Consider the following 11,793-nt stretch of genomic DNA (forward strand, 5'->3'; position numbering starts at 1 on the left):
AAAATATTATACTATTGAGATACAACGATATCTCAAATGAAAGCGGCCAACGCCCCCGATTTCTCGATCGTTTCCGCACCGAAATGAGGCGCGGCTAAGCTTTATTTCACCTGTGCTGGTCTAGGGTTCAAACCCAATCAGCATCTTGAGGGATGACAGGTTTCCTGATTCATTGGGGTGTGGATCAGGAGAGGTGAGGCATGGCGCTGTTCTGGTTGTCGGATGAAGCGTGGGCGGCGATCGAGCCGCATCTGCCCAAGAACCAGCCCGGTGCCCGACGGGTAGACGACCGGCGGGTTATCTCCGGGATCGTGCATGTGCTGAAGATCGGCTGCCGCTGGTGCGACTGCCCAGCCGATTACGGGCCATCCACGACGATCTACAACCGGTTCAACCGCTGGTCGCGCCGTGGCTTCTGGCTCAACCTGCTCGACGCGCTGGTGGATGCCGGCGTGGTCACCAGAAGTACCGCGATCGACAGCACCTACATCAAGGCGCAACGCGCGGCCTTCGGCGCAAAAGGGGGCGCCAGATCCAGGCGATCGGTCGCTCGCGCGGTGGCTGGACGACCAAGATCCACGCGCTCACCGATGTCATCGGCCGCCCCTATGCGCTGATGCTGACGGCCGGCAATGTCAGCGACGTGAAGGCGGCGCCTGCGCTTCTCGAACGGGCTGGCCGCATGCGCTACCTCCTTGCTGACAAGGGCTATGATGCAGACCGGCTGCGCCGCTCGCTCCGCGATGCTGGAGCCGTCCCTGTCATTCCCGGCCGTCGAAACCGCAAACGCACCATCCGCTACGACAAGGACAGATACCGTGGCCGCCACCTGATCGAGAACGCCTTCTGCCGCCTCAAGGACTTCCGCCGTGTCGCCACCCGCTACGACAAACTCGCCGCCAACTTCCTGTCAGGCGTCGCCATTGCAACCGCGCTCGCATTCTGGCTCTGATTGAGTCTCAGCCCTAGGATTGGTTCTCGTAAAGGTAATCGGGAACGTGACGGATGACGGTGCCATTGAGCCATGGCGATGCGCGTGGGACGGCGATGTCCGGGCCACGCATCGCGGGAGCGCGCGGCATCGACGCCCTGCCGCCCGTCATGCCCCACGATACGGCGCCGTCGCGCATGGCCCGTCTGTCGTCCTGGCTGACCGGCGGCGCGACGCGCATCTCAGGGTCGGGGGAAGACGCCCGTCGTGAGGCGGGACGACGGCTGTTCGCACAGATCGGCGATTTCCTGTCGGCCCACGATCTGTCGCCGACCGAAGCGCACTTTCGGATCGCCCGCCGCTATGTGCTGGGCGAGGACAACCGGCTGACGCGCGCGATCGACGACGAGCTGGCACGGGCCGGGCGCCTGGATCCGGAGTTCGTCGATGGCCTGGCGGGGCAGGCCGAGGCGGAGACCCATCGTCAGGCCGAACGCATGGCGTCCATGGCCGACACGCTGTCCCGGCGCCTGCGCGACTCGGAGCGCGTGATCCGTCAGGGACAAGCGTCGACGCGCGACTATGAGACGGCGCTGAGCGCGGAGGCGGACGGTCTGGATCGCGATCCGCGCGGCACCGTGGCGCGACTGATCGACCTGACCGCCGCCGCCGTCGCCCGCACCCAGCAGCTCGCCGAGCGGCTCGATGAGACCCGCCGCGAAACCGAGACGCTGCGCACCACCTTGAAGGAAGCGCAGCGGGCCGCGGACGAGGATCACCTGACCGGCCTGCCCAATCGGCGCAGCTTCGACGCACGCTTGCGCGCGCTGAGCGGCGACACCGACATCGACTGGGCCGAATCCCGCCACAGCGTCGCGATCTGCGACATCGACAATTTCAAGAGCATCAACGATCGCCACGGCCATGATGCCGGCGACCGCGTGCTAAAGATGATCGGCAAGCATCTGTGCCGCGAACTGGGCGTCGCCGCCTTCGTCGCGCGGCACGGTGGCGAAGAATTCGCCTGCCTGTTCGAGGATATGGAGCCGGCCGACGCGATCGACCGGCTGGACATCGCGCGCGAAGCGCTCGCCGCCCGCACGCTCGTCAACCAGACGACGGGCGAAGGGATCGGGCAATTGACCTTCTCGGCTGGCGTCGCGGCCTTTTACGGCAATCCGGCCAGCGCGATGCGCACCGCCGACGAAGCCCTGTACCTCGCCAAGCGGCGGGGCAAGAACCGCGTGCTCCAGTCGCAGCCGGGCAATCGCTCAGACGAACTGGACGGCTGACGGACGGCCGTCGATATAGACGCTGGCCGGCCGGTCGATCGGAAAGCCGTTGGCCACGGCATGCGTCACGATCAGGCGAATGTTGCTGTAGGTGCGCGCGCTGGTCTCGGCGGCGCCGGGCTGGGCCATCCACGCATCCGACACGATATACCCCTTGGCCACCCGCTCCAGCGACCCCGCCTCTTCGACCAGCAGCTTCAATCGCCGGCGGACCGTGGTTTCCGGCAGGCTCATCGCCTCGGCGAGCGCGGCGGGCCGCACCGCATGGTCGGGGCCGAAACCGAATGGCTGTCCTGCGGCGCGGCTACGTTGCAGGTTCGCATAGAGGACGGTCGAAAACAGCATCAGATCCAGCCAGTTGCGATGGATGGTCCGGTTACTGTCGACCGCCGCCAGCATCACGTCGACCGACGCCGCAATCCCGACCTGCGGATCATAGGGCTTGGCGGCGGGCCGGGCGCCGGTCCACTCGCCGAGCTGTTCCAGCCCCTCGACGAAGCAGACGAAACTGTCGTGCGCCAGTCGCATCATCGCGGCGATGTCGGGCCGCTCCAGCACCTCGGCGCGCACCAGCACGCCGTATTGTCCGCGCACGCAAAGACCCGCCTCGGTCAGCGCGATGACGTGGCGGCGTACCGTTTCGAACGAGCGCGACAGCGAGATGGCGAGCGAATGCGTCGATATTGCCTTGCCGCGCGGATTGCGGCGCAGACTTTCGCGCACGATCAGCGAGAAGATGGCGAAGCGGTCGACGTCGCCTTCGAAGCTGCGCAGGCCGGCCGCGTTGATCCGCGTCTGCATCTCTGCCAGCAAGAATGTCACTTTGCCGACGTTCGGCGCCATTGGTCCACGACCCCCCTTTCACCCCGGCTCGCGAATGACAGGTACGCTGGCAAAAGCGTAGCATTTTGGACTTATCTTACGCCAAAATGAGTAATGACGGTTAAATCTACGTCAATCTGCCGCTACCTCTTGGCATGTGCGGCCATGAACAGCGCGAAGGTCGCCTTGGCGCCGTCCACCACTCCCTCACGCCATCCCGGCACAGCCGTCGCGACGCGCGCGTCGAGGCTTGCCAACAGCGCCCGCCAGGCACCGGGCGCGTGACGCGCCGACAGATAGGCATGCGGCAGGCCCGCGGCGATGCCGCGCGCCAGCACCTGCCCGCCCAGCCGCGAACCCTCCGCAACATAGAGCGCGCCCCAGGTCGCAGCCTCTTGGCTCGGCAGATCGAAGGGCAATGGATCCGGCATGCCGACATCGAGCGCGGCCAGGTCCGATACCAGCAAGGGGGTACGCGGCGTCCAGGCGAGCAAGCCCCAGGCGGGGTCGGCGCGGGCCAGCACCGCCTCGACCCCCGGCACGGCGCGGGCATGGGCGGTGAGCATGCGGCGATAATCTTCGCGCTCGTCGAGGCGCATCGTGCCGAAGGCGGCGTCCACCCGCTCGTGATCGATGGCGGTGGCGGCGCGGAGCGTGGCGACGAAGGACATGCCACGGCCCTGCCCCGCGCGCGCGCCCTTGTCGAGCGCGCGTAAGGCCGGGGCCGTACCGCCCGGTCCTGCCGACCCCGATTTTTCAGGCCTTGCCCCACCCCTCACGCGGGCTGGCGCAATTCGCGATGAGTCATGCTATCGTCATGGAAACTCGGCATGGCCGATGTGTCTTCCGCCGGACAAGTGGCCGCTTCCCGCGCGTCACCCATCCGTCCCGGTCCGGCGCAACGGGCAGAAACGGCTTGCGTGCCGCCTCTCCCGGCTCCATGCGCGCCGCGCCATTACTGAAAGGTCTTTTATGGTTGCCTGGTTCCAGGCGCTGATGCCGAAGCAGGGTCGCTTCTTCGAACAGTTCGAGGCGCACGCCGCCACGCTGGTCGCCGGTGCCGATGCCCTGCAACAGCTGTTCAGCGGCGATGGCGCGATCGCGCAGCACATCGCGGAGATCGAGCATCGCGAACATGAGGCCGACGACATCACCCGCGCGGTGTTGCAGGACGTGCGTCGCGTCTTCGTGACGCCGTTCGACCGCTCCGCGATCACCGACCTGATCGGCGTGATGGACGATTCGATCGACCAGATGCATCAGACGGCGATGACGATCGACCTGTACGGCGTCACAGCCTTCGCGCCCGACATGCGCGCGATGGCCGATCTGGCCGCCGAAGCCGCGCGCGTCACCGCCGAAGCGATCCCGCTGCTGCGCAAGCTCGACAGCAACGCCCCCCGCCTGCACCAGCTGACCGAACGGCTGGTTGCGCTGGAGGGCGAGGTGGACAAGCATCACGCCCAGGGCCTGCGCGCGCTGTTCAAGGAATGCGGCGACAACCAGACGATGCGCTTCATCGTCGATCGTGAAATCTACAGCCATCTGGAAAAGATCGCCGACCGGTTCGAGGATATCGCAAACGAGATCCAGGGTCTCGTGATCGATCACGCGTGATCCGATGACGATCTCCTTCACGCTGCTGGTCGCGCTGATCGGCGTCGCGCTGCTGTTCGACTTTCTGAACGGGCTGCACGACGCCGCCAATTCGATCGCGACGGTGGTTTCGACCCGCGTCCTGAAGCCGCATCACGCGGTGCTGTGGGCCGCCTTCTTCAACTTCATCGCCTTCGCCGTCTTCGGCCTGCACGTCGCGCAGACGGTGGGCAAGGGCATCGTCGATGCGCAGATCATCGACCCGCAGGTGATCTTCGGCGCGCTGATGGGCGCGATCGCGTGGAACGTCATCACGTGGCGCTACGGCATCCCGTCGTCGTCCAGCCACGCACTGATCGGCGGGCTGCTCGGCGCCGGCATCTCGAAGGCAGGCTTTTCCAGCGTCGTCTGGGCCGGTGTCGGCAAGACGGTGGCCGCGATCTTCCTGTCGCCCGCGGTCGGCCTGATCCTCGCGCTCATGCTGGTGCTGGCGGTCGCCTGGTCGTCGCTGAAGCTGACCCCCATGGGCGTCGACCGGCGCTTCCGCAAATTGCAGCTCGTCTCGGCCGCGCTCTACAGCTTGGGCCACGGCGGCAACGACGCGCAGAAGACGATGGGGATCATCGCTGTCCTGCTCTATTCGCAGGGCATGCTGGGCGGTGAATTCCACGTACCCTTCTGGGTCGTCCTGTCCTGTCAGGCCGCAATGGCGCTCGGCACCATGTCGGGCGGGTGGAAGATCGTCCACACGATGGGGTCCAAGATCACGCGGCTGACGCCGGCGCAGGGTTTCTGCGCGGAAACCGGCGGCGCGATCACGCTGTTCATGGCGACGATGGGCGGCATCCCCGTATCCTCGACGCATACGATCACCGGCGCGATCGTTGGTGTCGGATCGGCGCGGCGCCTGTCGGCGGTGCGCTGGAACGTCGCCAGCCGGATCGTCGTCGCCTGGGTCGTCACCCTCCCCGCCGCCGGCCTGATCGGCGCGGCCTTCTACGAAGCGGCCGCTCTGCTGAGCCGATAAGGCATCGTTCGAAGCGGGCGAGCCAGTCTCGCCCGCCGCGTTATTGTGAGCAAGGGCGTCCTCAGTCCGCCACCACGCGATTCCGCCCCCATGCCTTGGCGCGATACAGCGCGGCATCCGCCGCCTGGAAGATGGTCGCGGCGTCCACGCCGCGCATTGCGCAGGTCGCGACGCCGATGCTGATCGTGATCGCAAGATCCGGCGCGATGCCCCGGTAATCGCGCTGCTGCACCGCCGTCCGGATCCGCTCCCCGATGCGCGCCGCCTGCACGGCATCGGTGTCGGGCATCAGCAGCGCGAATTCCTCGCCGCCCAGTCGCGCGACCAGATGATCCGCGGGCGCCGCATGGCGCAGCACCTCGGCCACCGCGCATAGCGCCAGATCGCCGACGACATGCGAATGGCGATCGTTGACCTGCTTGAAATGGTCGATATCGACGATCGCCAGCGACCAATGGCGCCCGTCCTGCGCGCTGATCGTCGCGACGTGCGACAGTATGTCGTTGAAGCGACGGCGATTGGCGACCCCGGTCAGCGGGTCCTCGTTCGCCAATTGCTCCAGCGCATCGGCCTGTCCCCGCAGGCGGTCGAGCAGTTGCTCGCGCTCCTGCGCCACCTCTTCCAGCACATGGCTCTGCTGTCGCAGCTCGGCGGTGCGCGCATCGACCAGCCGCGCGAGCTGCCGTTCGCGCCGCGCCATCGCCAGCGTCCGCCAGCGGTGCAGGCACCACAGCGCCAGAATGACCAGCGCAGCGCAGGCCAGCTGGAACCATGAGCGTTGCCAGAGGAACGGTTCCAGCCGCACCGTGATCGTCTTGTCCGGCCCCCAGGCGCCACGCGCCTGCGCCGCCTGGACGCGGAAGGTATAGGTGCCGGGCGGCAGGGTGGTGAATTCCGCCGTCCGCTGCGACTCGCGATCCACCCAGCCGGTATCGAAGCCGTCCATCTGCGTGCGATAGCGAATACCCTGCGGCAACAGGTAGCTGAGGCCCGCATAAGCGATCGTCAGGCGGTGCGTTCCCGCCGGCAGCACGTACGCCCCGTCCGGCCCCGCGGTCATCGGCTGACCATCGGCCTCGACGCTTTCGATCGCGACCGCGGGCGGCGACATGAAGCGGAAGTGGGCCAGCCGGCGCGGGTCGACGAACGCCACCCCCTCCGCCGTCGCGATCCAGATCGTTCCGTCGCGCCGCTGCAGGGTCGTCGGCCCCGACGCACCGTTGCTCTGCGCGCTGGCGAGGCCGTCCAGCGCGGTGAACAGATCGGGCGCGATACGGGGCAGCTGGCCGTCCGCAGCCAGACGCAGCGCCTTGAAGCAGACGTGAACGATGCCCTTGTTGCTGCCGATCCAGGCGGATCCGCCGCGCCCGACCGTCATCTGGAACAGCCCGTCCACAGGCATGCCGCGTTCGATGCCGATATGGTCCAGCTGGCCGTCGCGACGATGCCGGAACAGGCCGCGATCGGTACTGATCCAGGTGTCGCCCGTTTCCGGATCATGGAAGAAACCGAAGACGCTGTTGGCCTGGCCCGCGCCCATGATGTCGATCCGATGCACGCCGCTGTGGTTCCACAGCCATGCGCCGCTCACCGTGCCGACCCACAGCCCCTCGGGCGTTTCCGACAGCGCATAGACGATCTCGGCCGGCAGATCGTGCGTGCGCGGCAGGCGGACGTGGCCGGAAGGGTCGATCAGCGCGACGCCGCGCTGAGTCCCCGCCCAGACGCCCCCGCCCCGCGCCTGCGCGAAGGCGCGGACGTGATTGGCCGGCAGACCCTGCGCCTGGGTGATGCGTCGGACGACCCGCCCGCCGCGCGCCTGCAACACACCATCGCCGAACGTGCCGATCGTCAGCAGGTCGTCCGGCCCGGCCGACAGGCTCATGACCGATACGCGATTGGCGGCCGGGCCCAGCGGCACCGGTCGCGGCACGCCCGACGGGGGCACCACGTCCAGCCCCTTGCTCGATCCGACCCACAGGCTGCCGTCCCGCGTCTCGGCGAGCGCCCGGACGTAATTGCCGGACAGGCCGTCTTCGTCCCGCAGATTGGCGAACAGCGCCTTGCGCAGCCGGAACAGCCCGCCATTGGCGCCCACCCAGATACTGTGTTCGCGATCCTCGAACAGCGCGGTGATCCGCCCCTCGGGCAGGCCGTTGCGCGTCGAAAAGTGATCGACGCGCGTGCCCTTCACCCGCAGCAGACCATCATTCTCCGTGCCCAGCCACAGGTCGCCGTTCGTGGCATGCAGAAAGTCGCTGAAGCGTTTGCCGTCGGGTTGCCGGAACACGAGGACCGCACGCCCCCCCTCGACGCGATACAGCGACGATCCCGCCGTCAGCCAGACGTGTCCCGCCTTGTCGCGGAAGGGCATCGCTTGTCCCGGCGGCAGGCCCAGTTCGGCCGACATGGCGCGCAGGCGACCGGCGCGATCGGCACGATAGGCGCCGTCCAGCGTCCCCAGCCACGGCCGCCCTTCGGCGTCGATGGCGATCCGCAAGACCGTGATCGGCTTCCCCATCGGCCCGCGCAGCACCGTGAAGCGACCATCGAGATCGAGTCGTCCGATCCCCAGCCGGTCGAAGCCCACCCAGACGCGACCCGCGTCGTCCACCGCCATCCGGTTGATCGCGGCCCGCGGCATGCCCTGCGCCCGCCCCCAGAACCGCCAGCGCCCGGCAGGATCGCGCCGCCCCAGATTGCCGCGGGTATCGCCCGTCCACAGGTTGCCCAACCGGTCGGCAGCGATCGTCGCGATCGCACTGTCGGGCAAGGCGGGCGTCGACATCCGCGAAAAGGTCGTGAAGCCGACGCCATTGTAGCGCGCCACGCCTTCCCATGTCGCGAACCACAGATATCCGTCCCCGGTCTGGGTGATCGCATGGACGGCATTGTGCGGCAGGCCCGCGGACGTCGACCACGCATCCTTGGCGAATCCTTCGATCGATTCGCGATGCGCGGCGGGTGGCGCAGCCGGCACGGCTGCCGACGCCACCGCCAGCATGCCGATCGGCGCGAGCGCCAACACCCGTCCAAACCTCACTCCGCGCCGCACTACCCACTCCGGTCGATGACGAACGCGATGTAACGCAAGGATATTAACAGGCTCGAACCGGACGCTTCACGCATGTGCCCATTTTGGCGGATTATCGCGACGCCGCCGCTGGCAGCGGGCAGCGCTTCACGCTGGATGGTCGTAACCGGCTCACCGGTGCCTCAGTGAAAGGCGGCGAACGTCCGGTAGCGGACGTTATGCCTGTAAGGTTATGATATTGCGGCCCGACCGGTCAGTGATAACCTCGTGTCATGCTCGCGCTTGTTCTCGCCGCTGCGATAGCGTCCCACGCCGATGCGCCTCCGCAGTTTCGTGACCCGCGTGTTGGTATGGCTGGCCGCCCTGAAACAGTGGCGGAGTACGCACGCGATGCTCGTGCGTGCGGTCTTAAAGTAGTAGTACGCCGCTTACGGGAGGCGGACTTGCTCACAAAACAAAACACCTTCCGGCCGAACACACAGATCGTATTGTTCGAAGAGCCATACGACCGCGCAGATCAGCGAGCGCTTTGCTTTTTGCAGGCCCGGAAGCGGTCATTCATCAGGTCCAATTTCCTTGGCCAGCCCCTACCGACGGAATTCAGGAGTCTGCCCTAACCACCGTCGAGTTGAAGATTTAGCGTAGGCTATTCGTTTTTTTTCGAAAGTGGATGTTCCGCTTTCGCCGCAATAGCGGACATTGGACCAGCGCCGCGAATTGACGCCGTTCGATTGCGAAGCTTTCCGCGTGTGCTATCTGGAAGCGATCATCAGGTGGCCCTACAGCGACTTCTGCGTAAATATGTACCGTGGAGAAGATTTATGGCACCGCTAATTCAAGCAATGCAAGCGCCTCCAAAGGTCCAAATTGTCGATCCAGCAAGGAAGGCGAAGGCGACAGCGGCGAGCACCCGATACCGCGAATGCTTAGAGCGTAACGCAGAGAAAATAGATGACCATGTTTCCCCGCCGGACCAGATTGGCGCTTTAGTTGCACCTCACTGCTTTCAAGAAGCAACTTCCGCGGAGGAGGCGATATTGGATGTCGACCCAACCCCACCTACGATGCGCGAGCGCGTACGCTCCATTTTCAAGGGGCAACGGTTATGGAACGCCACTCGAACTGTCGTCAGGCTACGCGGTCAATCAAAGTAAGAGGCACCGGCGCTGCGCTGTGGTGCTCAATCTCTACGTCCGCTTTCCTCCCAAAAGGCGACATCCCCCGTTCCCCACTAGGGTTCGAGCCGGTTCACAGGAGGGAGATTGGAGCGGGTGAAGGGAATCGAACCCTCGTATTCAGCTTGGGAAGCTGCTGCTCTACCATTGAGCTACACCCGCGCAGGCGCCCGGTTAGCCGGGCCGCCGCGGGGATGCAAGCGGTGTGTCAGGTCAGCAGGTGCAACGTGTCGGGTGCGGCCCAGGCCAGCGCACGGCCTTGGGCCGCCAGCGCCACGGCATCGACGCGGTTCCGATCGGTAACGACGATGCGCAGGCGGGTGCCGTGGCGGCTGGCCGAGGCGACATTGCCGCTGCCGCCCAGCGCCGCTTGCAGCATCGGCGACAGGTCCACCGGCGCCGCGGCCGGGGTCGGCGCGGCAGCGACAGGCGCGACGCCCCCACCCGCATCCGCCGCGTCCCCCGCATCCAGCGCCGCGCGCATGTCCATCGCGAGCGCATCCGCGATGCCGCCGACGATCACCTGCACCGACGTCCCGGACGGACGCAGCACGCCGCGCGCGCCGAGGCTGCGCAGGCGCGCTTCGTCGATCGCGGTGGCGTCCGACACGCCCAGGCGCAGGCGCGTGGCACAGGCGTCGATGCTGCGCAGATTGGCCCGCCCGCCCAGCGCGGCAACGAAGGCCGCGGCCTTGGCATCCGCGGGGACGGCGGCGGCGGGTGCGGCCCCCGCCTCCACCGGCTCCCGGCCCGGCGTCTTGAGGTCGAACCGCACGATCGCCCAGCGGAACAGCGTGTAATAGACCAGCGCATAGACCGCACCGACGGGCAGCAGCATCAGCGGCTTCGTCGCCTTGCCGTAGTTCAGCACGTAATCGAACAGGCCCGCCGAAAAGCCATAGCCCATGCGCACGCCGAGCGCGTTCATGATCGCTTCCGACAGGCCGGTCAGCACCGCGTGGATCGCGTACAGCACGGGCGCGAGGAACATGAAGCTAAACTCGATCGGCTCGGTCACGCCGGTCAGGAACGAGGTGAGCGCCAGACTGAACAGCATGCCACCCACCGCCTTGCGGCGATCGGGCGCGGCGGCGTGGTACATGGCGAGGCAGGCGGCGGGCAGGCCGAACATCATGACCGGGAAGAACCCGCTCATGAAGCCGCCCGCGGTCGGATCGCCGGCGAAGAAACGCGTCAGGTCGCCGGTCTTGCCGTGATAATCGCCGACGACGAAATAGGCGACGTTGTTGAGAATGTGGTGCAGGCCCGTCACCAGCAGCAGCCGGTTGAGCAGACCGAAGGCGAACAGGCCGAAGCCGCCCGCGGCGACGACGCCGCGGCTCAGCGCATCAACGCCCGCGTTGATCCCCGCATAGCTCGGCCCCAGCAGCGCGCCGATCGCCAGGCCTGCAAGGCCAGCGAGGATCGGCACCAGCCGCCGCCCGCCGAAGAAGGCGAGATATTCGGGCAGCTTTACGGTGGCGAAGCGATTGTAGAACAAGCCGCCGACCAGGCCTGCGATGATGCCGATCGGCACCTGCAGCTTGTCGATCGCCGCGCCCTTCCACGCCGTCGCCAACGTCGCGGCGATGGCATCCGCGGTGCCCGGCGGCACCGTGCCGGGGGGCGGCACGAGAAATATCTGCGCGGTGTTGCCGATGGTCAGATAGCAGACGATGCCCGCCATCACCGCGGCACCGTTGCCGTCGCGTGCGAAGCCGGTGGCGACGCCCACGGCGAAGAGCAGCCCAAGATGCGCGAAGATCGCATCCCCCGCCGCGCTGACGAAGGCGATGTTCAAAAGGTCCGGCTGCCCCAGCCGCAGCAGCAGGCCGGCGACGGGCAGCACCGCGATGGGCAGCATCAGCGCACGGCCGAGCGGCTGGAGGAAGCTCATCACGGAAAAGCGGGACTGG

Annotated in this window: 6 protein-coding genes, 1 tRNA gene and 2 pseudogenes; 4 read left to right on the top strand and 5 right to left on the bottom strand. The window is 66.8% G+C overall.

From position 1 onward, the window contains the following. The first annotated feature begins 200 nt into the window (after window positions 1-200). Together ACP7A3_RS15040 and ACP7A3_RS15045 are read left to right on the top strand one after the other, a co-directional pair. Window positions 201-952: pseudogene (locus ACP7A3_RS15040) on the top strand (IS5 family transposase). A 53-nt stretch (window positions 953-1,005) separates the two neighbouring features. Beyond that, window positions 1,006-2,223, top strand: a complete 1,218-nt coding sequence (locus tag ACP7A3_RS15045; RefSeq protein ID WP_426256330.1) for a diguanylate cyclase — start codon at window positions 1,006-1,008, stop codon at window positions 2,221-2,223. On the opposite strand, the gene ACP7A3_RS15050 is transcribed toward ACP7A3_RS15045, so the two are convergent. Both ACP7A3_RS15050 and ACP7A3_RS15055 read right to left on the bottom strand, forming a co-directional pair. Continuing rightward, entirely contained in the window at window positions 2,203-3,045 is an 843-nt protein-coding gene (locus ACP7A3_RS15050) for a hypothetical protein (RefSeq protein ID WP_226341733.1), read from the bottom strand. The genes ACP7A3_RS15045 and ACP7A3_RS15050 overlap by 21 nt on opposite strands. A gap of 143 nt (window positions 3,046-3,188) precedes the next feature. After that, window positions 3,189-3,716 (bottom strand): biliverdin-producing heme oxygenase, encoded by a 528-nt coding sequence (locus tag ACP7A3_RS15055; RefSeq protein ID WP_426256329.1) that lies wholly within the window; start codon window positions 3,714-3,716, stop codon window positions 3,189-3,191. A gap of 286 nt (window positions 3,717-4,002) precedes the next feature. On the opposite strand from ACP7A3_RS15055, the pseudogene ACP7A3_RS15060 reads away from it, so the two are divergent. Next, window positions 4,003-4,662, top strand: a pseudogene (locus tag ACP7A3_RS15060) (DUF47 domain-containing protein); the annotation flags it as partial. A 4-nt stretch (window positions 4,663-4,666) separates the two neighbouring features. After that, window positions 4,667-5,668, top strand: coding sequence for an inorganic phosphate transporter (locus tag ACP7A3_RS15065; RefSeq protein ID WP_043059964.1), 1,002 nt, complete (start codon window positions 4,667-4,669; stop codon window positions 5,666-5,668). Between the two features lie 61 nt (window positions 5,669-5,729). Here ACP7A3_RS15065 and ACP7A3_RS15070 read toward each other — a convergent pair whose 3' ends face one another. The 3 genes from ACP7A3_RS15070 to nagE form a co-directional block, all read right to left on the bottom strand. Then, window positions 5,730-8,696 carry a diguanylate cyclase gene (locus tag ACP7A3_RS15070; protein WP_426256445.1) on the bottom strand — a complete coding sequence of 989 codons (2,967 nt, stop codon included), beginning with the start codon at window positions 8,694-8,696 and terminating at the stop codon, window positions 5,730-5,732. Window positions 8,697-9,965: 1,269 nt separating this feature from the next. Next, window positions 9,966-10,039, bottom strand: a tRNA-Gly gene (locus ACP7A3_RS15075). Between the two features lie 46 nt (window positions 10,040-10,085). After that, on the bottom strand, window positions 10,086-11,774 hold the full coding sequence (nagE, locus tag ACP7A3_RS15080; RefSeq protein WP_426256444.1) for an N-acetylglucosamine-specific PTS transporter subunit IIBC: 1,689 nt from the start codon (window positions 11,772-11,774) through the stop codon (window positions 10,086-10,088). Window positions 11,775-11,793: the final 19 nt, after the last annotated feature.

Source organism: Sphingomonas sp. DC5200-1, assembly GCF_049897245.1.
GTDB lineage: Bacteria > Pseudomonadota > Alphaproteobacteria > Sphingomonadales > Sphingomonadaceae > Sphingomonas > Sphingomonas aquatilis.

Coding starts and splice junctions, on each gene's coding strand:
- ACP7A3_RS15045 (WP_426256330.1), top strand. CDS start 1,006: ATGACGGTGCCATTGAGCCATGGCGATGCGCGTGGGACGGCGATGTCC.
- ACP7A3_RS15055 (WP_426256329.1), bottom strand. CDS start 3,716: ATGTCCTTCGTCGCCACGCTCCGCGCCGCCACCGCCATCGATCACGAG.
- ACP7A3_RS15065 (WP_043059964.1), top strand. CDS start 4,667: ATGACGATCTCCTTCACGCTGCTGGTCGCGCTGATCGGCGTCGCGCTG.
- nagE (WP_426256444.1), bottom strand. CDS start 11,774: ATGAGCTTCCTCCAGCCGCTCGGCCGTGCGCTGATGCTGCCCATCGCG.